The 24,040-nt window shown below is 36.9% G+C and carries 20 protein-coding genes; 9 read left to right on the top strand and 11 right to left on the bottom strand.

Features of this window, described 5'->3' with window-relative positions; genetic code table 11:
• Window positions 1–8 precede the first annotated feature (8 nt).
• Entirely contained in the window at window positions 9–458 is a 450-nt protein-coding gene (locus tag GD597_RS02510) for an LEA type 2 family protein (protein ID WP_171606236.1), read from the top strand.
• 161 nt (window positions 459–619) lie between these two features.
• Here GD597_RS02510 and sat read toward each other — a convergent pair whose 3' ends face one another.
• Window positions 620–1,771, bottom strand: a complete 1,152-nt coding sequence (gene sat / locus GD597_RS02505) for a sulfate adenylyltransferase (protein WP_171606235.1) — start codon at window positions 1,769–1,771, stop codon at window positions 620–622.
• Between the two features lie 36 nt (window positions 1,772–1,807).
• Window positions 1,808–2,416, bottom strand: a complete 609-nt coding sequence (cysC, locus tag GD597_RS02500) for an adenylyl-sulfate kinase (protein ID WP_171606234.1) — start codon at window positions 2,414–2,416, stop codon at window positions 1,808–1,810.
• A 1,151-nt stretch (window positions 2,417–3,567) separates the two neighbouring features.
• Between cysC and GD597_RS02495 the strand changes: the two genes are divergently transcribed.
• Window positions 3,568–5,394, top strand: coding sequence for a hypothetical protein (locus GD597_RS02495; protein ID WP_171606233.1), 1,827 nt, complete (start codon window positions 3,568–3,570; stop codon window positions 5,392–5,394).
• Between the two features lie 789 nt (window positions 5,395–6,183).
• On the opposite strand, the gene GD597_RS02490 is transcribed toward GD597_RS02495, so the two are convergent.
• Window positions 6,184–6,612 carry a hypothetical protein gene (locus GD597_RS02490; protein WP_171606232.1) on the bottom strand — a complete coding sequence of 143 codons (429 nt, stop codon included), beginning with the start codon at window positions 6,610–6,612 and terminating at the stop codon, window positions 6,184–6,186.
• 304 nt (window positions 6,613–6,916) lie between these two features.
• Here GD597_RS02490 and GD597_RS02485 point away from each other — a divergent pair, with 304 nt between their 5' ends.
• Entirely contained in the window at window positions 6,917–7,363 is a 447-nt protein-coding gene (locus GD597_RS02485; RefSeq protein ID WP_171606231.1) for a tellurite resistance TerB family protein, read from the top strand.
• 80 nt (window positions 7,364–7,443) lie between these two features.
• Here GD597_RS02485 and GD597_RS02480 read toward each other — a convergent pair whose 3' ends face one another.
• Window positions 7,444–7,734: an isoamylase early set domain-containing protein gene (locus tag GD597_RS02480; RefSeq protein WP_171606230.1), complete on the bottom strand. Its 291-nt coding sequence runs from the start codon at window positions 7,732–7,734 to the stop codon at window positions 7,444–7,446.
• 434 nt (window positions 7,735–8,168) lie between these two features.
• Between GD597_RS02480 and GD597_RS02475 the strand changes: the two genes are divergently transcribed.
• A complete protein-coding gene (locus tag GD597_RS02475; protein WP_171606229.1) occupies window positions 8,169–9,386 on the top strand; it encodes a GAF domain-containing sensor histidine kinase in 1,218 nt (405 codons plus the stop codon).
• 5 nt (window positions 9,387–9,391) lie between these two features.
• Here the strand turns inward: GD597_RS02475 and GD597_RS02470 are convergent, their stop codons facing one another.
• Window positions 9,392–9,778 carry an SRPBCC domain-containing protein gene (locus tag GD597_RS02470; protein ID WP_171606228.1) on the bottom strand — a complete coding sequence of 129 codons (387 nt, stop codon included), beginning with the start codon at window positions 9,776–9,778 and terminating at the stop codon, window positions 9,392–9,394.
• Between the two features lie 375 nt (window positions 9,779–10,153).
• Here GD597_RS02470 and GD597_RS02465 point away from each other — a divergent pair, with 375 nt between their 5' ends.
• Window positions 10,154–10,528: a hypothetical protein gene (locus GD597_RS02465; protein ID WP_171606227.1), complete on the top strand. Its 375-nt coding sequence runs from the start codon at window positions 10,154–10,156 to the stop codon at window positions 10,526–10,528.
• A 184-nt stretch (window positions 10,529–10,712) separates the two neighbouring features.
• Window positions 10,713–10,937 carry a CDGSH iron-sulfur domain-containing protein gene (locus tag GD597_RS02460; protein ID WP_171606226.1) on the top strand — a complete coding sequence of 75 codons (225 nt, stop codon included), beginning with the start codon at window positions 10,713–10,715 and terminating at the stop codon, window positions 10,935–10,937.
• 74 nt (window positions 10,938–11,011) lie between these two features.
• Here the strand turns inward: GD597_RS02460 and GD597_RS02455 are convergent, their stop codons facing one another.
• Both GD597_RS02455 and GD597_RS02450 read right to left on the bottom strand, forming a co-directional pair.
• Window positions 11,012–12,820 (bottom strand): M61 family metallopeptidase, encoded by a 1,809-nt coding sequence (locus GD597_RS02455; RefSeq protein WP_171606225.1) that lies wholly within the window; start codon window positions 12,818–12,820, stop codon window positions 11,012–11,014.
• Between the two features lie 318 nt (window positions 12,821–13,138).
• Window positions 13,139–15,634, bottom strand: a complete 2,496-nt coding sequence (locus GD597_RS02450; protein WP_171606224.1) for a DUF4114 domain-containing protein — start codon at window positions 15,632–15,634, stop codon at window positions 13,139–13,141.
• A gap of 337 nt (window positions 15,635–15,971) precedes the next feature.
• Here GD597_RS02450 and GD597_RS02445 point away from each other — a divergent pair, with 337 nt between their 5' ends.
• Window positions 15,972–18,170 (top strand): B12-binding domain-containing radical SAM protein, encoded by a 2,199-nt coding sequence (locus GD597_RS02445; RefSeq protein ID WP_171606223.1) that lies wholly within the window; start codon window positions 15,972–15,974, stop codon window positions 18,168–18,170.
• Between the two features lie 223 nt (window positions 18,171–18,393).
• On the opposite strand, the gene GD597_RS02440 is transcribed toward GD597_RS02445, so the two are convergent.
• The 4 genes from GD597_RS02440 to GD597_RS02425 are packed head-to-tail and all read right to left on the bottom strand — an operon-like array spanning window position 18,394 to window position 20,798.
• Window positions 18,394–18,960, bottom strand: coding sequence for an NUDIX hydrolase (locus GD597_RS02440; RefSeq protein ID WP_171606222.1), 567 nt, complete (start codon window positions 18,958–18,960; stop codon window positions 18,394–18,396).
• A 33-nt stretch (window positions 18,961–18,993) separates the two neighbouring features.
• Complete coding sequence (locus tag GD597_RS02435) at window positions 18,994–19,521, bottom strand: YfiT family bacillithiol transferase (RefSeq protein WP_171606221.1); 528 nt, start codon at window positions 19,519–19,521, stop codon at window positions 18,994–18,996.
• Window positions 19,522–19,563: 42 nt separating this feature from the next.
• Window positions 19,564–20,325, bottom strand: a complete 762-nt coding sequence (locus GD597_RS02430) for an ABC transporter ATP-binding protein (RefSeq protein ID WP_171606220.1) — start codon at window positions 20,323–20,325, stop codon at window positions 19,564–19,566.
• A 14-nt stretch (window positions 20,326–20,339) separates the two neighbouring features.
• Window positions 20,340–20,798, bottom strand: coding sequence for a GNAT family N-acetyltransferase (locus GD597_RS02425; protein WP_171606219.1), 459 nt, complete (start codon window positions 20,796–20,798; stop codon window positions 20,340–20,342).
• A gap of 146 nt (window positions 20,799–20,944) precedes the next feature.
• Between GD597_RS02425 and GD597_RS02420 the strand changes: the two genes are divergently transcribed.
• Together GD597_RS02420 and GD597_RS02415 are read left to right on the top strand one after the other, a co-directional pair.
• The gene (locus tag GD597_RS02420; protein WP_171606218.1) at window positions 20,945–21,205 is read left to right on the top strand and encodes a hypothetical protein; all 261 of its coding nucleotides are present in this window, start codon (window positions 20,945–20,947) and stop codon (window positions 21,203–21,205) included.
• 221 nt (window positions 21,206–21,426) lie between these two features.
• The gene (locus tag GD597_RS02415; RefSeq protein ID WP_171606217.1) at window positions 21,427–23,907 is read left to right on the top strand and encodes a YfhO family protein; all 2,481 of its coding nucleotides are present in this window, start codon (window positions 21,427–21,429) and stop codon (window positions 23,905–23,907) included.
• Window positions 23,908–24,040 lie beyond the last annotated feature (133 nt).

Here is a 24,040-nt window from a genome sequence, read left to right as displayed (position 1 = left end):
ATGTGTTTATGAAAATAATTACCCCTGTCCTACTGCTAATGCTATTAACCTTAAGTTGTAAAAAGCCTCAAAGTTTTGAATACAGGGATTTGAAGAATTTTAAAATTGACAGTCTGGGGTTTGCCAAATCAAATATTAGTATGGATCTGGTATACTTTAACCCGAATAATTTTGGTGTTGATTTAAGGCATGTTGATTGTGATATATATATTGATCATAACTATTTAGGCAAATATGTTTTGGATACAACCATGCATATTACTAAAAAGTCAGAGTTTGCTATTCCTTCAAAAATGCAAATTGACATGAAGAACTTATTTAAGAACACGTTTAATACGCTTATTTCGAATGAAGTGCTGCTGGAGGCAAAAGGAAATACCCGGGTTGGTAAAGGCGGGATTTTTATAACGGTGCCATTTTCATATTCGGGCAGGCACTCTTTTAGTATGTTCAAATAAAAGACTATCCGCCCCAATTTAGGCAGTGTAAGAGCCGCTTATAGTTGTTGTAGTGCAAGTGTGCGACGCAAGTAAAGCTTTCTTAATAATCTACAGTTGGGCTACAAATAAAAATGCAGGTCTATAAAAGACCTGCATTTTTTATACCTAATAGATTAAAACTATTTTTTTGCAGTAGCCCACTCAATAAGAATGTCTGCTACTTCAGGTCTTGAGAATTCAGCTGGTGGACGTTCGCCATTACCCAGCATTTCACGCACTTTAGTACCGCTTAAGGAAACCTGAGTTGCATTTTCAGGAGCAGTTTTGCTGCTGGCCATACCATTGGTTTCTTTACAGAAGAAAGTGTTTTCGAATTTCAGGATTTGCATTCCCATTGCCGGGCCTACTTTATCCATAATAACCTGTGCATCGTAAGTACCATAATAAGTACCAACACCAGCATGGTCGCGACCAATGATCATATGTGTACAACCATAATTCTTGCGAATTAAAGTGTGGTTAATGGCTTCACGTGGTCCTGCATAACGCATAGCAGTAGGCAATACGCTTAATTTGGTATTTTTTGGATTAAAATAACCAGCAATTAGGGCCTCGTAGCAACGCATACGGGTATCTGCCGGAATATCATCGCTTTTGGTTTCACCAACAATTGGGTGAATTAAAGCACCATCCACTATTTCCTGTGCACATTTAATTAAATATTCGTGTGCACGGTGTATTGGGTTACGTGTTTGGAAAGCTACGATGGTATTCCAGCCACGCTTTTCAAATTCAGCACGGGTTTCGGATGGATCTAAGAAATACTTAGCATCAATATCATCGTGACGAACCGGGCGGTTAACCATTTCCAATGGTCCGGCAATAAACCTGTTACCGCCACGCATAATAGCTGCAACACCTGGGTGTTTATCTTCGGTGGTACCAAAACATTTTTGCGCAAAATTAGAAAGATCCAGTTCAAATTTTTCATCTACGGTCATAATAGCCAATACATGTCCTTCTTTGTTAAGAAGTGCAATTTCCTGACCTTCAGACAAATTATCATATTGATCACCAGCTGGCAAAGGAATGGGAATACCCCAGGCAAGGCCATTGGTTAATGTCATATTTTCAATAGCAGATTCACAATCAGCTTTACCCATAAAGCCGGTGATTGGGCTAAATGCGCCAACTGCAATCATTTCAATATCAGCACCATAACGATCTTCGATAGTAAGGTTAAAAATGCTTTTTGCTTTTGCTTCCAGTTCATCTTTGCGGGCACCGGTTGCAATTCTGTTTATCAATACACCACCATGAGGTTGAATCATTGTAATAAATTTTATTAAGTTGAGTATTTAAATGAATTAGGCTTTTGTAATATAACCATGCTCTTCCAGGTAGCTTAAAACTACTTCAGCACTTTCGTCCAGTGTTTGGCCACCGGTATCTACTGATAATTCAGCTTTTTCAGGTGCTTCATAAGGATCGCTGATACCAGTAAAATTTTTAATTTCACCAGCACGGGCTTTTTTGTATAAACCTTTTGTATCGCGGGTTTCGCACACTTCAAGAGAAGCAGCTACATATATTTCAACAAATTCACCTTCTTTCATAATAGAGCGAACCATTTCGCGGTCTTCGCGGTAAGGAGAAACAAAAGCTGTAGAAACCAGAACACCGGCATCAACAAATAATTTTGCTACTTCCCCAATTCTGCGGATATTTTCTTTACGGTCATCAGCGGTAAAGCCTAAACCTTTATTTAAACCCATACGCACGTTATCTCCATCCAGAACGTAGGTATTATATCCACGCTCAAACAATTTCTCTTCAACTTTATTGGCCAGGGTAGATTTACCTGCACCAGAAAGTCCTGTGTACCATAAAATTGCACTCTTATGGCCATTTTTACGATGGCGGTCTTCTTTGGTTATTGTAGCATTATGCCACACGATGTTCTTAACAACTTCCATAATTGGTATTTGTTTGGTTACTAAATTTTGGACGAAGATACTTTAACTTTTTTTAAAATTTTGGCCTAAATTAACAATTACCTTTAAATCTATATTATTTATGGGAATTTTAATATCCGATAGGAATTAGTCAAGTTTTTTTCTATAACCATATGTTTATCAAATACATAACACAACTCATCGTCTGTTGTGTCACTCACTTGTAGGTTCTTCTTTTATGGCAACATATTATAATGTAACAATTTAAGGCATCCAGCTTTAAGCACTTTCTACCATTTAATTTTACCACATTTATTAGAACATACCTTTACTACAGGGTAAAAAACGCAAACTTATATTATGTGATCAGCATAAAAACTAACACTAGTAAGCAGAAAATCAATAGTTTATGCTAACTAAAATAAAAACTTCAGTAACCAATATTACCTATTTAGTGTTGAATTTTACTGAATGGCCGAGATTGTGATAAAACAGCTGAATAAATTAAATAGCTTGCTAATCATTACTCAAACATGTATTAAAAATTGCCAGTATGACTACATTAACATTTAGCATGCAAAATGAAGAGATTTCCATTTTGCAGCAATTCGAACAAAAAAGGCTGCTTAAGTCTGTACATAATTCAAGGTATTTCCGCAACAAAACACGTCGTAATTTACTTTTCTTTGTTTTTTCGTATTTTACTTTTGTTGGTTTAATTGCTTATTTTCTCTTGCAGTAATTATAAAATTGTCAGCCGTTTGCAAGCCTAAATCTTTTGCCACAAAAGGCAATACTCTCCCCTTAAAAACATTCATCCAATATTTAACCCTTTATTTTTTTCTTGACTTGAAAATGCTATTTCTGCAGATTTACTTTGCTGCTATATATGTTTGCGTACAAGAGTGCGACGCAAGTAAAGCCGCCATTTTTGTAAAGCCGGGCCAAAAAATATAGCCCTGCTTGTTGGGTATTAAACATTATCGCAGTTACCACTTGGCTTAAATTCCTCTGATTCACCCACCTGGAGTTGTATAAAATATATTTTTTGTAATATAAAACAGATACTGGTTAGCTGGCTGTATGACTATTGTCATGTTTTTAAAAGGGGCTTTCCTAGAACTTTACCGCTCACATATTACTATCTAATATTAAATTATTATTTGCGCAGCATGAGTACAGCAACACACCACAGTTTTCATATTCCAGTTATGGGCCTAGGTTTTACGATTGATACACCTTTAAAAGTAGCCCGATTTGGTATTTCATCAGTAGTTTCTATTGTAGAGGATGAACTGATTGAACAAATGAGAGAATTACATGCCAATAGAAATAATATTGCTTTTACACCAATACCTGCCACCGAAGACGATTATAGAGCTAAAAGAATAAAATCCTATTTAGATTTATTAAACCTGCTGGTAAAAAGGCAAGTAACTATTTTACAGGAAGAATTATTTACTGCCAATTCAGAAATTACAAAATATTTTGAGTTATTACCCGAAACCAGTAGTATAAAGCAAGATTACCTTCAAATGCTGGAAACAGAAGATGGTAATGAGAAAATATTGATGCAAAATGAGCTTAGACAAGAAATAAAAGCTGGCTCTATTGATGTTAATATTATGAGTAAGCTTGATAAAAATAATTATACAAAAGATGGTGAAATGTTACCCAAAGAGTACTCTGATGCATTGGCGGCATTAAGAGGCTTTGCAACCAGCACACTGGAATCATCTGTTGTATTTTCTGCAGGGTACAATCCCAGGTTGTATGCTTATGCTGAACAATTTGAAGATTTTTTCCCTGACCGAAATAATTATTTGAAGAAAAAGATCATTTTAAAAGTTAGTGATTACAGGTCGGCATTAACACAAGGCAAAATTTTGGCTAAAAAAGGATTATGGGTATCAGAATTTAGAATAGAATCCGGACTTAATTGTGGTGGCCATGCATTTGCGACAGATGGTTTATTACTGGGCCCTATTTTGGAGGAATTTAAACAAAACCGGGATGCCTTAGCCAGCGAATTGATGCAACTTTGCAATGCAGCTTTAGTTGCAAAGGAAAGGCCATCATTTACCACACAACCCAAATTAAGGGTAACAGTACAAGGTGGTATTGGCACTGCAGATGAAAACACATTTTTACTGAACTATTATAATGCAGATTCAACAGGTTGGGGTAGCCCATTTTTACTGGTGCCTGAAGCAACAAACCTGGATAATACCACTTTGCATGAACTGGCCAATGCAAAAAAAGAAGATTATTATATCAGTCATGCTTCTCCCTTAGGTGTTCCGTTTAATAATTTTAGAAAAAGTTCTTCTCATTTACAGGTGGCAGAAAGAATTGAAAAAGGCCGACCAGGCAGCCCCTGCTATAAAAAATACCTGGTTAGCAATACAGAATTTACTGAAATACCTATTTGTACTGCGTCAAGGCAATACCTGCACCTAAAAATAAAACAACTGGAAGCAGAACAATTACCGGCAGACATGTACAAGCAGCAATTAGATTCCTTAACAGAAAAAGATTGTTTGTGTGAAGGTTTAGGCGCTCCTGCCCTGCTTAAAGAGAATGTGATGCCAATGCATAAACTTACAGCAGTATTGGTTTGCCCCGGCCCGAACCTGGCCTATTTTTCAGGCGTTTTTTCTTTGAGACAAATGATAGATCACATATATGGCAGGGTTAATTTATTAAATGCTGAAAAACGGTCAAATATGTTTGTAAACGAATTGCAGCTATACATTGATTATTTTACCAAAGAAATTAATACCTGTTCCGAAAATATAAATGCTGCTAAAAGCCGCTATTTTAAAACCTTTCAATCTAACCTGTTGCAGGGTATTGAATATTATAAAAAACTTACTCCTTTTGTTAAGGAAAATGCAGAAAAATATATGCAGCAATTAAAAACAGAGTTAAATGCCATGGAGCAAACCATTATGTGTTTAACTATTCCTGCTCCAGCTGTTGCTGCCGTGCCTGCATAGGTATTTGAATTAGCTGCATTACCGTTTGCAGAATAGGTATTGTAAAATCGGCTAATGGTGGCAGATGCTGCGAAAACAAAGGCATTTATCTGGAAGAGTTACAGCAAAGGCTAATTCTTTTTCCGCTCAATATTTCAACAACTTTTGAAGGCGGAGTTGTCGATCCATCCACTGTGGCAGGTGGCGAATACCTGTATCCTTTTATGGCGAGTATGGCTATTCAGGTTTTTTCGATGCTACAAATGATGATGGCGTAATAGAAAAAACGGACAATGCATTAGCATTGCCCGAATAAAGTTATCAGACTGGATAAGCCGGAAGGGAAAGCACATCATTGATATGGCCATGATTTTAGCGCCGCCTACATTAGCATAGGTAATCCAATTGAAACTTTACAAATTCCAATGCAAGAAGTTGGCGTTCCGGCCTTTTCAGCAAAAGCCGGGTATTTTTGGCGGACATCAGTTAGCTGGAATACCTGTTTACAGTGCTGCAAACCAACATTACTTAAGCAGGCCTGTCCATATTTTATGGTACCCATCCATGCAGCCATTGCATACGGCAGAAGATATTGCCAATAAAAATACCTGTCTGCGTTTAGGTAAAAAAACAAGGCTATTTGAAAAAACATTGTACCTGCCAAGGATGAATACTACTTTGTACATATTATCGAGTTTACAAAATAGCCTGTTTTTAAATGAATTTTTTTAGCCTGGCTGCACATCAATGGTATGCTTTTCTTGCGTCGCACTATTGTACTTCAAACCAATGGGCAACAATTAATGGCTATTAAAACAAGCCTACTTCCCCATCGGCAGTAACTTCCAAAATAATTCTAATGCCATTATTATGCATTCCAAGGTAATAGCAAATTGTGCCATCGGCATTTATTATTTTAATACAATCTACCAATTTGTACTCGGGAAAAGTATAGTTAGTGGTAATAGTTTTAATGGCATTCTTGGGTAGTTTGTCGAAAGCAAAGTTTTTACTGGTAGCAAGGTATTCACCATCGGCGGAGTAAAAATGCTCAATCAGTTCGCCTTTTGAAATAACAACCTGTTTAATTACATTCATATTCCTGCCAATGTGCACCAATCCATTATCGTTACTTTTAGTAGTAATTTTGGCTTTACTGTTATCGTCTTTGGTGTTTTTGGCATAAACGGCGGTAGCTATACACATTAACATTACGGGTAATAAAATGATCTTTTTCATACAGTTGATTTTTTAAATTATTTTAAAATTTGTTACTAATGCATATTGCAATTCAGTGCCAAAAAAAATAATATTGTAAATCAATCTTTTAGAGAAAACCAACCCATAATAAGTGTACGATTTTAGAACACTCACTGTACAAAATTGTAACAGATGATGTAAATTTGCAGTACTACTTTATTATAAACAGAATTGCAACAATTAGTTTGGTTTATTTTTTAAAAAAACACAAAATAGGCTATGCAATAAATTTAATTTTTATACAATTTCTTAAAAACTCAACTTTAAAAATCAACGGTACCTTATGAAATTATTTGATGAATTATTCAAACCTGCTGAAACGCATATTGCTTCGTATTCCCCATTTACAGTTCAGGAAGCATATATGGCCATTTTTTATTCTATTTTACATGCAGATGAAGACTGGGGTGAAAAAGAATTTAAAGCGCTGGATGCTATCCTGATGCGCTTACGCGTATTTGAAGACGAAAACATAAACTTTTACATTGCAGAAGTAAAAGAGCAATACCTCAAATATGGCGCAATTCCGCTAATTAACGGTGGTTTACATCTGATAAGTCAGCGATTAAAGCCTCAATTATTTTGTCTTTGTGCTGAACTGGTATTGGCAAATGAAAGTATTACCCACAAAGAACAAAAAATATTGGAATACCTGGCTGATGCGTCCAATATTTCTGAGGAGCTTGCTCAAAAAATAATAGAAGTTACCCTATTACGCATGATGAATTAGAAAAACAATTCAGGTACAAAACGGACAAAAAAAAGCAATCATACAATGATTGCTTTTTTTATTAGTTTATTAAAGGAGAATTAAATATTTATTACACTGTTTTCTGTTCCAAACTCGTTGATGGCTTTTGCATCAGCTTCTGGTTCATTTATCCAGAGTGTTTCATTTACACGGTATTTAAATTCGTGGCTGGTGTTTTTAGGAAGTGAAACATCACAACTAAAACTGCCATCTTTTTTCTTACTCATTACTATTGAGTTTTGCCAATCACTGTTTAAACCAAGTATTTCAACAGTTTCTGCATTTTCAACTTCAAAAGTGAATTTTACTTTGCAATAGTCTTTTGTTTTGTAGTAAGTTTTTTGTATCATTTGTAAAGATTAAAATTAATATACGGTTATTAATACCGGATTTCGTAAAAGGTAACCCTTGGCCTTGATGTAACGGTGTCCAAGCATTATTCATACCCCCTTGTTTTAGGGTAGTAATAATGAAATAATTCTACAATAGGCTTCGTGTTTGAAGCTTAATTTTGCAGGCGCCAAAAAAATATCTTTACGCGTATAGAAGATGCCTTTACAACAGAACCCTGAAGTGTGCGACGCAAGTGAAGATGAAAAAAGATATTTGGCCCGGCATATAAAAATATTAACAGCATATTGGCTATAAACAACTGATTACAAGCACTTAATTGTATTTAATGGCTATTTAAACATCTGTTACAATCTACGTTAACGCAAATACTACGATATAAATATTGTAACTTGCTAATAGATGAAATGAAGAAGGTTTAATTTTTTGAGAAATGGAAAATACGGATTTACTTACCGAAGAAAAATTGCTAAACGGGCAGTTACAACTTTCAGAATATGATGTTGATTATTCTGTATCAAATACCTATCTGCAAAATCTTTCCAAACTGGCAGCAAGTATCGCCGGCACTGAAATTTCATTTATTAATTTATTAGACTCCTATACGCAATGGACAATTTCTAATTATGGATTTCCATTAACCCAAATGCCCGTAGAAGATTCTGTTTGTCAGTATACCATAAGGCAGGAACAACTGGAAGTAAAAAACCTGGCGCTGGATGATAGATTTAGTAATAAAGATTATGTAACTGGTTACCCCAAACTTAAATATTATTTTGGCATACCATTACAAACGGAGGAAGGCAATAATATTGGCGCCTTGTGTGTATTAGATAAAGGAGATGTGGAATTAACCAACGAAAAAGTTCTTCAGCTAAAAGCTATAGCCAATGAAATAGTAAGTCGTTTGAAAATTGAACATCAAATGAGCTTATTAAAAGACAAAATTACCACTTCAGAAAAAGTACAAAAAAAGCTGGCGCATGATATTCGTGGCCCTATTGGCGGCGTAATTGGATTATCTCAATTAATTTTAAGAAAAGCAGAAAATATAACCCGGGAACAAATTACCCAATATGTAAGTTTAATAGAAAAAAGCAGTACATCACTTATAGATTTGGTAAATGAAATTCTTAATACTGATAATAATGTAATTAAAATTGCGACTACAGATGAATTGAATGTTTTTAATTTATCCATTTTAAGGGAAAAGCTATTAAGGTTGTATACCCCACAGGCTATTTTAAAAAACATTGAATATCATGTTCAAATAACCGATGGTAATGCAGAAGCAGGATTTAGTAAAAGCAAAGTACTTCAAATTGCGGGCAATGTAATTTCCAATGCTATTAAATTTACCCCGCATTTTGGTAAAGTACTGGTTGAGTTACAATTACAGGATGAGCCTCATTTTAATGTTTTACAAATTAATATAACCGATTCCGGTGTTGGACTTACAAAAGATAATATAAAGGAATTAATGGAAGGAGCATCTGTTAGCCAAACAGGAACCAGTGGCGAAAAGGGTTTTGGGCTTGGGCTGAATATTGTAAAACATCTCATAGACTCGCTGCATGGCACCATTAACATCAATTCAACCCCAGGAAAAGGAACAGCGTTCGAAATTAAACTACCCCAGAAAAAGTTGTAGTAATATTATTCCTCCTCTTTGTAAAATTCAATTAAACCACCCATATAAGCTTCATTCCAGCCTTCCACAATATCATCAAACGCCTCATCGGGTATATTGGTATGTAATAATTCCAGGGAAGTGCCCTTTTTATTTTCATGTAATATAATGGTTACAATAGATTCTTCCGGCTGATCACCAAAATACCATTGCTGCACAATTTTTTTATTTTCTTCAAAAGAAATGTTTTTCCCTTCAATGCTGTCTTCCCACAAAGCAAATTCACTACCGGGTATGGTACTCATAATTGCCTTTTCACCAGTCCACAATTGAATGGTGGCTGCATTGGTTAAAGCCTGATAAACCAAAACTGGTTCAGCGGGTATTTGAAAATATTTCTTAAAATTTTTCATATTATATCACTTTCAATAATTGGTAATTAAGGCGCAATTTTTTAAAATATTTGGAGCCTGGCCTGAAACAATAATTAAGCTTACTTGCGTCGCACTCTTGTACTGCAACAATGCTATTCAACAAAACAGTGCAAATACAAAATGTAAACAGGTGCAATGTACAAATCATTTACCCTTCTACTACATATTGCCCCTAAACAGCACTAAAAAACAAGCATTTAGACATAAAGTGCTGTACCATAGCTTTCAAATTCTGTAGAACTTGTACTACAAATAAATTATAGAAACTGCTACTTATAATGTGTAGTTGTTTTTTTTACTTTACTGTGTTCAAGGATTTGTTCGCTGTATGTCTTAATCCACAACCCCAAGAGTATGAATATTCTGATTATTGAAAACGAGTTTCAAACCACCAGAGGAGATGTAGACAAACTATTACAACTCAATAATGGCGACGATTATATTAAACTAGCCGGCCTTTACGAAGGTATTAATCTGGTAAAAATCATCAAGTTCGATCTTATTGTATTTAATTTTTTTCTAACTGATGATGAGGCAAATGATATCGTAAATGAAATGTACAAAATTCCTTATGAAGCATCCGTTTTCTCTTTAAACAGTTTATCTCAGGATAATAGTTTACCCAATATTTTACACAATCTGTACAAAACACATGTTATAGACGAAAAACCAACCCAATCCTATTTTTCAGACATCTATTTTACTGGCAATATTGTGTTAACTAATTAAATATTCCAATTCCTATAAAAAGCCTTGCTAACCCATTATTATTCTAACCACTCATTACATAATAATTTGTTTATTAATAAATGAGAAATTGCTAACCTGGAAAAACACCATTTTTCCCTTTCCTTTTAAAACAAAACTGTTCTTATCAGCCATTGTATTATTTTAGCACCAAATAATACAGCAAATGGCAACTAAAATTACCGTAAACAATAATGGTTCGCTTAAAATAGATGGCGATTTCGAAATTGTAGATAAGAATGGAAATACGTATGATTTGGCTGGAAGAACCATTGTATCTCTTTGCAGATGCGGCCTTTCAAAAAACAAACCTTTCTGCGATGGCGCACACAAAGGAAATTTTGATCATGAAGCCATTGCATTTGGTTTACCACCCAAAAAAACCGAATAAATCGTAAAAAACACATCCACCCATAAAAAAGTACCTTCAAAAAAGGTACTTTTTTTTATTTGGTGTGGCTGGTATTATTCTGTTGGGAAAATCGACTTGCGGATACTATCATCCAGCACATTCAACTGACTATTCTTTTTAATAATAAACTTCTTCTCGGTTCTGTTTTCTGCAATAATATTAATTTGCTTTTTACCATATCCATTTTCAAGTACCAAACTAATACTATCTCCACGGTGTTTATTTTTTAAAATATTACTAAACTCCAGGCCATTAACATGTATGCCATCTGCAGTAACTATTGTATCGTTTGTGCTAACACCCAATCTCCATGCTGGTGAATTGGCTGCCACTCCTGTTACATATAACTTGTTTTCCTTTTCCTGTAATGTTATACCTGTATATAAATTTTCAGGATATTTTGGTTCGATGCTTAACGATAGGCCAGCATAGGCAAAGTACTTTTTATAATCTGGTTGCTTTACTGTGGCTGCATATTCAAAAACCTCGTTCAGGCTGCTACCGGCAGTGGCTTCGCACACCTGTTTAAATTCATCATCAGTAAACCCTCTTTTTAGCTGTTGATAATATTTCTGGTATAATGTAGTCATAACATCATCCAACGATCGTTTATTGCCACTGGAATGCCTTATAGCAGCATCTAACATAAAACCAAGTACACAACCTTTATCGTAATAGGAAATTTGTGTATTATTGGCATTATCACCACGCGCAAAAAACTGTATCCAGGTATCAAAGCTGGCTTGTGTAGCAGATTGTATTAAATGACCCGGCACATTTTCATAGGCTTCCAAATTCCTGGTAATCTGGTCTAAGCAATCGCTCATATTTAATAACCCGCAGCGATTTAACACCAGGTATTCATAGTAAACTGTAATTCCTTCTGATACCCATAGCATGTTGGTATAATTCTCCTTATCATAATCAAATGGCCCTAATGCAATTGGTCTAATACATTTTATGTTGTACAAATGAAAGTATTCATGAGCCAAAAAACTCATCCAGCGCTTATACCCTTCCGTATCATTTGGATTATACACTGTACCACTGGAAAATACAGCAGTAGAATTACGGTGCTCCAGACCACCACGGCCATCACCCATAATTAAAAAAGTATAATGTTTATAGGGAATATCATGCACCACATCAGATGCGGCAGATACCATGGCTGTAAGGTCTTTTAAAAAGCTTTCCTTTGAAAACTTCTCGGGTTGCATTAATGCCACTTCATGGGTAATACCTTTAACTGTAAATGACCATACCGTATGATTACCTGCTAAAATGGGACAATCGTACAATTCATCAAAATTGTTGGCATAAAAGGTATTGGCTTTATTTTTTACCGGCTCTAAGCCTGTAGAAATACTTTTCCAACCATTAGCAGGTTGTATTTCTACAATGGCATTCTGTTGTAGTTGTTTATCAATATACATCAGTAAACCAGCTGGTGGAATATAAGCATGGGCTTCATCCAAATAAGGATCTGCAACAGAGTGGTTAAAGGCATACATATCATAACTTACCACAATGCCAGCAGTTGTATTACCGGTAACATTCCAGCTGTTCTTACTCGTTTTTTTCCATGCCAGGCTTTTGCCATTTGCATCAAATGCTTTAAAGTTAACCAGGTTTTTTGCATAGTTCTCCAACCAGTAATAGCCGGGCGTCCACGATGGTAATTTAAACAAGGTATTGGACTGCTTCAGGTTATTAACTTTAAATTCCACATGAAAATAATGGGTAGTTGGTTGTGGCATAGAAACCAAAAAATGCATATTGCTTTGTTGCGCAATAGCACCAAAATGCCAACAAAAAACTGTTACCAACACAATTAGCAGGGCCTTACACAAAGATTTTTTCATAGTAAATAAGTTGCAGTATAAAGAGTTGCACAAATGTAAAAGATTTGTGTATGCTGCTGTAAACTATGTTCCCGGCAATATAATTACTATGAGGCTTTACTTGCGTCGCACTCTTGTACTGTAAAGCTTTATGCAGCTATGAATACACAGTTTCTATATAATTAATCTTAAATACAAGAACACTAAAAGCTGCCAATGGCCCCGAACGTACAAGAGTGCGACGCAAGTTCAGCTGCCATAATTGTTAGCGTTTGGCTCAAAATAAAAAAGGGTTAACCCAAACTACCGGGTTAACCCTATCACATAAAAACAACTAAACTATTGTATTACTACTGTTGATGCCATTTTTGTGGCAGCGCCTTTTAATTGCAGGTAATAAGTACCCGGACGTAATCCAGGTTTTGAAATATTGATACAGTTACTGCCGGAGGTTCCGGTAAACTTGCCAGATAAAATGGTTTGTCCGTTAAGCGTTAACAGGTTATAGGTTAAATTATCTGACTGGTTTAACTGAAAGCAAAATTTAAATAATCCGTTTGATGGGTTTGGTGCTACCAATATTTTGCCTGACTGCAAATTAGTAACCAATGGGTTTTCTTCCTTACTAAAATATAGATTACTAAGCGCTAAATCAAAACCTTGCAAACTTACCCCATCTTTTGACTGGATAGTAAAGAAAATAGAAGTAAGATCATCTGGTTTAAAGGCTGTTTTATCTGTATTGGTAAACTCGTTTAAACTAAGTATGTACTCTGTTTGATCAGGAGAAATGGTGATTAATTTTCTATACTGGTTATCAAATTCTTTAATACCATTTTTTATCAGCGCCACTTCTACTACTTCGTTTCCTTTGGCGTTAAAGCGCAGGGTTTTAAAAGCACTAAGATCAACAGGCATTGCACTGCCTCGTAAGAATTTAAAGGCGCTTACATAGTAATTGGTTGAGCCTTTTAAATCTATATTACGCATCACCTTATAATCGGCAGCATTAACATTTGACAGGTCTCCACTTTGGATATCAAACTTATTAATGGTTGCTCGGTCATGATCGTATTCCAGTCCCCAGGCACCATCTGCCAGATATACAATATCTTCAATATTATCATTAACAGATAATACCAGCGTAGCGTCATATGCATCTGCAATAGGTACAGTAATAGCACTTATGGCATTGGGTGCAATGGTATAATTTAAATAGGATGTTGCTGGCACAGCATCTTCTGTAGCTGTTTTTATAAACCTTACAGCACAGGAACTGGCATTTGTATTATTTAAAACATTAAGCGTTATGTTTCCATTGTTTACTGTGCCTCTGGTAAAATAGGCTTTAGGGCTTCTAAGGCTGTTATTTAATTGTTCAACCGGATAGGTATTATTCAGGTTATTTATGATATCTTCTACCAACTGCTGGGTATAGTAAGTATTGTTAGACCATACCTGAAAATTATAGAACTTATCATCTGGTGCATATTGCTCGGGCAGCCATTGGGTTTGTAAGGAGAACACATTGCGTTCGCTATTAATGCTTGCAGAAAATACAACCGCATATTCCAAAGCACCATCATCCTGTTTTAAAAGGAACCTGTTAAATTTATAACCATTGTATTCCACACTATCAATACGTAAAATGCTGGCGCCTTTAAGTCTGTCGCAAATGGCTTTTGTATGATCATAAGCCCTTTCATTTGTTTCCAATGCCAGTACCACAGCTTTTGTTTCTGTTTCCTGTACAAAGTCTACGGATACAACATTAACCGCATTGGTAATTGTTTCCAGGTCTGTTGGAGAGGTTGCATAACCAGTAACACCATCGGCAAGTGCTACAGGTACAAACTGATCAAGACTAATGGTTTTCACACCACCTGGCCCAGGTATTATATTGTTATTCTTTTGCTTATTGGCAAATAAGGGCAAATGCGAATAATCACTTAAGTCGGGTCTCAGGTTTTTAATTTTTTGAGCATTTCTGGCAGCCACTTTTTCGGCAATGCCGCGTTTGCTTTCCAGGCCTCCATCGCCGCCACCGCTAACACTGGTATCAGGCGGTGCAATGATGATGATGCTATCACTTTTAACTGCTTCAAATGGGGTAACCTGTACTTTAAATATTACATCATTAAAATCATGATCGCAATTAACAAGGTCTCTTTTTACATCTTCAAAGCCTAGGGCAAAAGCTTTTTCGGCAGTATCTTTTAAGATTATGGTATGCCTTTTTAATGAGGAGTCTGCTTCAGGGTTAAAATTGGGGTTTGAGTATAATCTCCACAAACCATTCACCACTGTACTATTAGTGGCATTAAAACCATTGGCTATTAAAAACCAGGCAATACCGGTACCCGCTTTAAAACGTCCCAGGTAAACCTTATCACCGGCAACCAATCCGCCACCAAAACCAATTTTAGATACATTGGGGAAAATAATAGTGATATTACTTGCTGCTGGTGCAGTTTTAGGAGGGGTATTCATGTCGTAAGTATAAAAACCCAGTACATTTTTATAACCAGCCCCCTCATCAATAAAAGATACCCATACATCAGCATCTTTAACCAATTTAATTTCTGTTTCTGTGCCCTTATTGATGTAATCAGGATGATATTTTGGTACGGGATAAGACTCAGGAAGAGAGTTTTTTACACTTTTTAGAAAAGAGGGAGTAAATACATCACCTGTTTTTTCCAGATAATTGGGTACACCATCACTGTTAAAAGTGCCGAGGTAAGTATATTGCGCTTTTGCATTATTATTACACAACAACATGCATAAAATAATGGCAAAACCAAATAAAACCCCGTGGGTAAAATTTGTTTTCATGATAGGATAGTTTATTTTTTATGTGGTTACTCTCCTTGCGAAGAATATACCTGTAAAAATACCTATACATGAAAAAATAATAAATAGTATACTGTATGTTTAAGGTGTAGTAACTATTCTACAATGCTTACTACACTTATGTTTCAAACCCTAAAACATCCAAAAGCCAGATTAAACCAATTGGCAATTTATCGGTATTTTTTTGCTGCCATACATTCCCGGCGTACAAGAGTGCGACGCAAGTAAAGCCAAACTACTGTATCAATTGCCTGGCTAATAAATGCATTTGCTTACACTGAAGCTTTAACGCTTATTTTTGCTTGATAAATATTTTCATTTGAGCGATACAGTATTTTTATTTACGCCACCTTTTACGCAACTTAATACGCCATACCCTGCTACGGCTTATTTAAAGGGCTTTCTTAATACCAAAAACATTAAAGCCTACCAGGCCGATCTTGGAATAGAAGTAACACTGGCTTTGTTTTGCAAAGAAGGCTTAATCAATTTGTTTGCTCAATTAGGCAATAACACCAGTCATTTTAGTGAAAATATTCAACGCATTATTGCGTTGCAAAACGATTATATTCAAAGCATTGATGCCGTCATGCTTTTTTTGCAGGGCAAAAATCCTACCCTTGCCCACCTGATTTGCAAACGTAGTTTTTTGCCTGAAGCCAGTCGTTTTAAACAGCTGGATGATCTGGTTTGGGCTTTTGGAACCATGGGAACGCAGGATAAAGCCAAACACCTGGCCACCATGTATCTGGAAGACCTGAGCGATTTGATTATGGAAACGGTTGACCCGCATTTTGGGTTTAGCCGTTATGCAGAAAAACTGGCCCGCAGCGCCAATAGTTTTGACGAGCTGTATAATACCCTGCAACAGGGCAAAACCTATATAGATGGTTTATTGCTGACAATACTGGAACAACGTATGCAAATGGTGCAGCCTATATTGGTGGCCATTTCGGTTCCTTTCCCCGGTAATGTGTATGCCGCACTACGTTGCGGACAATGGATAAAGCAACGCTACCCAAACACCAAAGTGGCATTGGGTGGTGGTTTTGCCAATACTGAACTGCGGTCTCTACAGGATAAAAGGGTATTTGAATTTGTAGATTTTATTACCCTGGATGACGGAGAAGCACCCATAGAAAATCTGGTGCATTATATTCAAGGCACTAAAAATATTGAGGAGCTAAAACGCACATTTACTTTATTAAATGGTGTGGTAACCTATATAAACAATGCCTCCTGCACCGATTATAAACAAGGGCAGGTGGGCACGCCAGACTACAGTGATTTTTTATTGGATAAATATATATCTGCCATTGAGATTATTAACCCCATGCATAGCTTATGGAGCGATGGCCGCTGGAATAAGTTAACTATGGCACATGGGTGTTATTGGGGCAAATGTACCTTCTGTGATATTTCGTTGGATTATATAAAACTCTATGAACCGGTAGCTGCAAATCTTTTATGCAACCGCATGGAAGAAATGATGGCGCAAACAGGCCAAAATGGTTTTCACTTTGTGGATGAAGCCGCTCCACCGGCATTAATGCGGGCACTGGCCATTGAAATTATTCGCCGAAAATTGGTGGTAAGCTGGTGGACGAATATTCGTTTTGAAAAAAGCTTTACACGTGATCTTTGCTTTTTACTTAAAGCTGCTGGTTGCATTGGGGTATCAGGTGGTTTAGAAGTAGCTTCAGACCGTTTGCTTGAACTAATACAAAAAGGCATTACTGTTGCGCAAGTGGCAAGGGTAAACAAACATTTTACCCAGGCTGGAATTATGGTGCACGCCTATTTAATGTATGGCTTCCCCACTCAAACAGCACAGGAAACCATTGACTCGCTTGAAATGGTAAGGCAAATGTTTAAGGCTGGCATTTTACAATCTGCTTTTTGGCACCTGTTTACCATGACAGCGCATAGCCCTGTAGGTTTGGCACCAGAAAAATACAAGGTAAAAAAATTACAAAACGCTATTGGTAGTTTTGCTAATAATGATATTCCCCATGAAGACCCCGGTGGTGCAGATCATGAAAGCTTTGCTTTTGGGCTTAAAAAATCTTTGCTAAATTTTATGCACGGGGCTTTTTTAGACGAGCCCTTACATAAATGGTTTGAACATAAAGTGCCTAAAACCAGCATTGCGCCAGATTATATTGTACAAGCCATAGAAGAGGAAATATATAGCCAGCCCAACACAGGCACCAAAATAGTTTTTATTGGCCATCCCCCGCATCTATTGCCTTTTACCAAAAGTAAAAAAGGCCAAAGCTGGCCTATGATGGAACTATTGTTTACAACCAAACAGGAAACTTTATCAATAAAAGTAAGTGAGGAACAAGGCCTTTGGCTGGCGCAAATATTGGAACGCGTCTCCATAAAAAACCCACAATTATTAACCTGGCAGGAAGTAAAAACCAGTTACGAAAAGACCGGCATGGAAGACTTTGAATTATTCTGGGATAACAAACCCATAAACACACTCTATAAAGCCGGGCTATTACAATTATAAGAATGTCTTTTGTACCAGTCAGCAGATTAAATAATGAAGCTGCTCTTGCGTCGCACTCTTGTACGTTTAGAACAATGGTGAGCAAATGTTGGGCAAATCACTTTAGATTTTACCATTTTGCTGCAATACATGAGGAACGTTGAATTGAGGTATTTGCGCGGCAATGCAACAAATACGCAACAAGCGGCGATGCCATAAAAATCATTTGACGGCTACCAAAAAATTATCCGGGTATATATGCCAGTCTACCCAATTTACGCAGGGCATATAAAATGGTAGTTACATGCATGGATTGTACAATTTTTTGTTCATCCAGCAACTGCAATAATTCTCCCATGGTAACTTCAAATACCTGAATTTCTTCATTGGCATCCAGTTGTTGCTCAGCCACTTTTTTTCCACCTGTTGCCAGATACATATGCATTAGATTGTTGTTGGTAGATGGGTTTGGAGAAGTTTCACCAAGGTGAATTACATTATCAAAAACATAACCCGTTTCTTCTAATAATTCGCGCCGCATTCCAGCTTCGGGTGATGCATCTGAATCATCAATACAACCGCCGGGAAGTTCAATACAGGTAACGCCCAGTGCATGGCGATACTGTTTTACCAATATTATTTTACCATCTTCGGTAATAGGTAAAGCAGTGGCCCATTCCGGAAATTCAAACACATAATAAGGGTATACTTCATTCCCATCGGGTTTTGTACAACGGTCTTTACGTACCGTAAGCCAGGTTTCCTGATACAAATATTCTTTGGAAACGGTTTTCCAGCTTAAGTTGCTCATAAGGTATAATTTGGATATTGTTTAAACAAAGCACTACCAACTATTTCTTTCTCTCAAATGCAGGATATGTTTTACATGGTGTTTACCATGCCAGGCATACATGCCCAACAGGTGCCATAAGCTCATATTTATTTTATGCTCGGGATGAAAAACGGTACGCTCCCACTGTTCCTCGCTAAGATCTTTAATAGCAATTACCCAACGCTGGTGTAATGCATGTAAAATAGTTAGCGATATATTGATGGGTAATTGTTCAACATCTGGCAGGTTGGCCCAGGCCTTTTCATCATAAGGTTTTATGGCGGGGTTTATTTCGGTAATACCCAATTTAAACCTTATATAGGCATTCATATGGCTATCAGCTACGTGATGCACTAATTGTTTTACTGTCCACCCACCATCGCGGTAAGGTGTTTGCAACTGGTGTTCATCCAGGTTTTGGATCGCCATTTCCAGATCTTCGGGCAGAAATTTTATATCCAGCAACCATTTCTCTTTTTGTTCGTGCGAAAAAGGCAATGGGGCATATTTGCCAATCGGGTAACGTAAATCATCTGTCATTGCAATACTATTTTGGGTAATAATAAATCGGTTAAAACCATTTTAATCATCTCTCCATTCCTTACCGGTAAGGTGAATAAAAACATCTTCCAGGCTGGCATTTTTCAGCTGCTTGGGTCGTTCAAAACCGGTAGCCACCAGGTCATCAATTAATTTATCGGGCGATGCCATGGAGATAATTTTACCGCTGTCCATTATAGCTACCCTATCGCAAAGTATTTCTGCCTCATCCATATAATGGGTGGTAATTATTACAGTTGCGCCACGCTGGCGCAGGCCTTTTATCAAATCCCACAAATTTCTCCTTGCCTGAGGATCAAGGCCGGTAGTGGGTTCATCCAGAAAAATAATTTTTGGGTTATTGATTAAAGTAGTGGCAATGGAAAAACGCTGTCTTTGTCCGCCACTTAACTCTTTTACCTTGCTATTAGCCTTATCCCGCAAATTCACTGAATCGAGTAATTCCATTGCATCCACCGTTCTATTATAAAGGCCTGAGAACAGTTGAATTAGTTCAGTTAGTTTTAAATTGGGATAATAGCCGGAGGTTTGTAATTGCACCCCAATAATTTTTTTAATATCGTTAGGGTTTTTATCCAAATCTAAACCATCCACTATAATAGTTCCGCTGGTTTTCTCCCTAAGAGTTTCTATAATTTCCAGGGTGGTAGATTTGCCTGCACCATTTGGGCCAAGTAAACCAAAAATCTCCCCTTCCATTACATCAAAGCTGATATTTTTAACTGCTTCAAAACTGCCATAGCTTTTCACCAAATTATTAACTGATATAATTACCTTGCTCATAATGCTGAATAAGATTATAAAGATAGTTCCATTTTAATATCGGCTGTTTCAAAATGAGAATCAGTTACCGGAATATGCATAAAACCATACCGCTCATATAATCCAATTGCCGTGGTAAGTTTACTATTAGAGAACAATATTATCTTTTTTGTGCCGATGTTTTTTGCGGCTGCAATACACCTGTCAATCAATAACCGGCTAATTCCCCTTCCCCTAAAAGCAGGAATAACCGTCATTTTAACCAACTCCACACAGTCCTCACCCTCTTTTACAATTGCCGCTGTGCCCACAACAGTGTCATTTTCCATAGCTAAAAAAATAGCACCGCCTTTATCTATGATCATGGTACCTGGGTTTTCCAAAACGGCAATATCATGCGATTCCAGTAACCCATATTCATTGAGCCAGCTGGTATTAATATCCCTAAAAGCATCATGAAATGCTTCAGTATAAGGTCTAATTGAAATCTCCATAGCTTTTATGCTGATTTACCTACATTATTTCCCCGTAAAACTACAACCTGTCAGTTATATATATCAATAAATTATAGTGTGTAAAACAAGTAGGTTAATTAGTACAAAAGCATAATACAGAATATATATCTTTAAAAAAAAAATACATGCAGGTTATACTTTCTGTAAACTTTACATCATTATTAAATACCAGTTTTCAAATTATTAATCCCCCTGTTTTACCTGTAGAAGGCGATGTATTCGATTGCGAATGGAAAGACTTTATAGAAGATACTTCCATAGTGCAAACCCTGGAAGACAATGCAGATTGTATTTGGATAGTAAATGTTATTAGTAAACACTATTATAAAGACAAGGTAATTCTCACTATTACACTAGTAGAATCTTCCAATTACAAACAGCGGTAGTGTAAAGCATTTTTTGACCTATAATATACACCAAATAGCAAATCAATTTTTATAAACCCGGCTTAAGCGCACTGATGAAGCATCCTTGCGTCGCATTACGTTCATCTGCTGTAACTATTATTGAGCTAAAAAATGCCCTTAAGTAAGCTGGTTGTTAAAAATTGCTCAACGGGTTTTGCGTTATAAAAGACTTCATGTAGGTTTGCCGCAATATAAACTGTATGAAGAAAATTAACTGGGCAAAAATATACCCCCACCTTATTGCCATTGCCGTTTTCCTAATTATTGCCGTAATATATTGTAAGCCTGCATTGGAAGGCAAAGTATTGCAACAAAGTGATATGCTACACTGGAAAGGTATGGCCCAATCATCTTTCGAGTACAAAGAAAAACATGGTGATTTCCCCTTGTGGATTAATAGCATGTTTGGTGGTATGCCTGGCTATACAGTCGCCATTGGTGGCGGTACTCCCATTGCATTAGGTTATTTGCACTATATATGTACCTTGTTTTTACCTGCTCCATTTAGTTATTTCTTCCTCTTATGCATTTCATTTTATTTTCTTACACAGGTATTTAGGGTAGATTACCGTATTGGTATACTGGCCGCACTGGGTTATGCGTATGCTTCTTTTAGTCCTATAATTGTAGCAGTGGGCCATGTTACACAGGTACTGGCTTTGGGATATGTGCCAGCTGTATTAGGTGCTTATTTTTTAGTATTTCAAAAAAAGTATTGGGCCGGCGCTGCATTAAGTGCCGTATTTACCACCCTGCTTATAGGAATGAACCACCCTCAAATTACTTATTACTTTATTATAGTAACAATTTTTGCAGTAATAGCTTATACCATTCAATGGCTTAAGCAAAAAGACTTTAAGCATATTTTTTTAACCGCGGGCATATTATTGTTTGCAGGCATGGTGGGTGTATTCTGCAATATGGTGCCTCTGGCTACCACCTACGACTATTCTAAAGCTACTTTAAGGGGTGGTACAGCATTAGATACTACTACCAGCAACCTTAAACCAAGCGATGGATTGGATATTAATTATGCATTTGGCTGGAGCTATGGTAAAGCCGAAACCTTTTCGTTGCTGGTTCCCAATATTTATGGCGGCGTTTCCGGTGGTGGCGCATTTGGAGCAAATTCTAATCTGGCAAAAACCTTTGTGGCCAAAGGTGGCCCCGAAGACCAGGCTGCTCAGTTTGCCGCACAATTCCCGGGCTATTGGGGCGATCAGCCTTTTACCTCAGGTCCGGTATACCTGGGCGCGGTAATTTGTTTGCTGTTTATTCTAGGCCTGGTTTACTTAAAAGGTATTGATAAATGGTGGATAGCCGCTGTATGCTTCCTCGCAATTTTAATGGCCTGGGGTAAAAACCTGGAAGCTTTTAATAGTTTCCTGTTTAATTATCTTCCATTATATAATAAGTTCAGGGTACCAACCATGACATTGGTAATTCCCCAATTATTATTCCCATTATTAGCCGGCATTACATTACAACAACTGCTGTTTAACGAGACAAATAAAACAGTTGCACAGGAAAAATTAAAGATAGGCGGCTACGCAGTATTAGGTGTTTTTGCAGTAGTTGGTATCCTGTATATCAGTATGGATTACAAAGGCGCCAACGATGAGAATCTGAATAACATGCTTAACCAAATGACAGGAGGTAATGCTGACGCTACTAAAAGTTTTTATAACGCTGTGCTGGCAGACAGACAATCTCTCTTTGGCAGCGATATATTGCGTACCCTGTTTTTTGCAGGTGCGGCTTATTTGCTATTATGGGTATTTTTAAAGAATAAACTAAAAACAGTTTATGTTCTTACAGGTATATTATTACTAAGTTCTATCGATTTATTGGCCGAAGGAAGACGGTACTTAAATAACGACAGTTTCTTCGAATCATCAGAAGTGGATGAAAGTTATTTCACTCCCACCCAGGCCGATCTTGAAATTAAAAAAGATACCGGTTATTATCGTGTATTCAACTTAACCCAGGATTATTTTAACGATGCGCTTACCTCCTACTTCCATAATTCAGTGGGTGGTTATAGCCCGGCAAAATTAAGTATTGTAGAAGATCTGCTTAATTTCCAGCTTAGAAAACAGCCGTTAAATATCCAGGTATTAAACATGCTAAATACCAGGTATGTAATTGTACCTGGTCAGCAGCAAAATGGCCCGCCCATGGTACAACAAAACCCTGGTGCATTGGGCGCCTGTTGGTTTGTAAAAGTTATTAACTTTAAACAAACCCCATTAGAAGCCATGAAGGCGCTGGATACATTAAACCCAAAGGATACAGCCATAGTAGAAACTGCCTATAAAGCTGCAGTGCCATTTATGCCGGTAGCAGATTCTACTGCCACCATTAGTCTTATTAAAAACGATAATGATATTGTTACTTATAAAAGCACATCAGCCGCAAATCAGTTTGCTGTGTTTAGCGAAATTTTTTACGATCGGGGCTGGAAAGCTTATATAGATGATAAGGAAACGCCCATCGTAAAAACCAATTATGTGCTAAGAGGTTTGGCTGTGCCAGCGGGTACCCACAATATTCGTTTCGAATTTAAGCCAGACTCCTTTTACCAAAGTGAAAAATTTGCAGTGATTGGCTCTGCACTTGGATGGCTGGTTATTATATTGGCCCTTGTACAATGGTATAGAAAAAAACCTGCTACGGTATAAATCTTTTTTCAATTCTTATAAAAAAGCTGTCTGTAAAGGCAGCTTTTTTTTGTTACCGGCTACCGTTCAATTATTGAGCTGCACTTGCCACGCTCGGTTCGGGGTTCCCCTTTCATGGCAGCAATAAAAAAAA

The sequence above is a fragment of the Limnovirga soli genome (assembly GCF_013106755.1).
Lineage (GTDB): Bacteria > Bacteroidota > Bacteroidia > Chitinophagales > Chitinophagaceae > Limnovirga > Limnovirga soli.
Note: the sequence above shows the minus strand (reverse complement) of the source record. Positions and strands in the feature narration are given on the sequence as shown.

Excerpts from the sequence above, each read along its gene's own strand:
- GD597_RS02435 (WP_171606221.1), bottom strand. The coding sequence starts at position 19,521 with ATGACAGATGATTTACGTTACCCGATTGGCAAATATGCCCCATTGCCT.
- GD597_RS02465 (WP_171606227.1), top strand. The coding sequence starts at position 10,154 with ATGAATATTCTGATTATTGAAAACGAGTTTCAAACCACCAGAGGAGAT.
- GD597_RS02480 (WP_171606230.1), bottom strand. The coding sequence starts at position 7,734 with ATGATACAAAAAACTTACTACAAAACAAAAGACTATTGCAAAGTAAAA.
- GD597_RS02490 (WP_171606232.1), bottom strand. The coding sequence starts at position 6,612 with ATGAAAAAGATCATTTTATTACCCGTAATGTTAATGTGTATAGCTACC.
- GD597_RS02430 (WP_171606220.1), bottom strand. The coding sequence starts at position 20,325 with ATGAGCAAGGTAATTATATCAGTTAATAATTTGGTGAAAAGCTATGGC.
- cysC (WP_171606234.1), bottom strand. The coding sequence starts at position 2,416 with ATGGAAGTTGTTAAGAACATCGTGTGGCATAATGCTACAATAACCAAA.
- GD597_RS02425 (WP_171606219.1), bottom strand. The coding sequence starts at position 20,798 with ATGGAGATTTCAATTAGACCTTATACTGAAGCATTTCATGATGCTTTT.
- GD597_RS02455 (WP_171606225.1), bottom strand. The coding sequence starts at position 12,820 with ATGAAAAAATCTTTGTGTAAGGCCCTGCTAATTGTGTTGGTAACAGTT.
- GD597_RS02510 (WP_171606236.1), top strand. The coding sequence starts at position 9 with ATGAAAATAATTACCCCTGTCCTACTGCTAATGCTATTAACCTTAAGT.
- GD597_RS02440 (WP_171606222.1), bottom strand. The coding sequence starts at position 18,960 with ATGAGCAACTTAAGCTGGAAAACCGTTTCCAAAGAATATTTGTATCAG.
- GD597_RS02450 (WP_171606224.1), bottom strand. The coding sequence starts at position 15,634 with ATGAAAACAAATTTTACCCACGGGGTTTTATTTGGTTTTGCCATTATT.
- GD597_RS02420 (WP_171606218.1), top strand. The coding sequence starts at position 20,945 with ATGCAGGTTATACTTTCTGTAAACTTTACATCATTATTAAATACCAGT.
- GD597_RS02415 (WP_171606217.1), top strand. The coding sequence starts at position 21,427 with ATGAAGAAAATTAACTGGGCAAAAATATACCCCCACCTTATTGCCATT.
- sat (WP_171606235.1), bottom strand. The coding sequence starts at position 1,771 with ATGATTCAACCTCATGGTGGTGTATTGATAAACAGAATTGCAACCGGT.
- GD597_RS02495 (WP_171606233.1), top strand. The coding sequence starts at position 3,568 with ATGAGTACAGCAACACACCACAGTTTTCATATTCCAGTTATGGGCCTA.
- GD597_RS02485 (WP_171606231.1), top strand. The coding sequence starts at position 6,917 with ATGAAATTATTTGATGAATTATTCAAACCTGCTGAAACGCATATTGCT.
- GD597_RS02470 (WP_171606228.1), bottom strand. The coding sequence starts at position 9,778 with ATGAAAAATTTTAAGAAATATTTTCAAATACCCGCTGAACCAGTTTTG.
- GD597_RS02460 (WP_171606226.1), top strand. The coding sequence starts at position 10,713 with ATGGCAACTAAAATTACCGTAAACAATAATGGTTCGCTTAAAATAGAT.
- GD597_RS02475 (WP_171606229.1), top strand. The coding sequence starts at position 8,169 with ATGGAAAATACGGATTTACTTACCGAAGAAAAATTGCTAAACGGGCAG.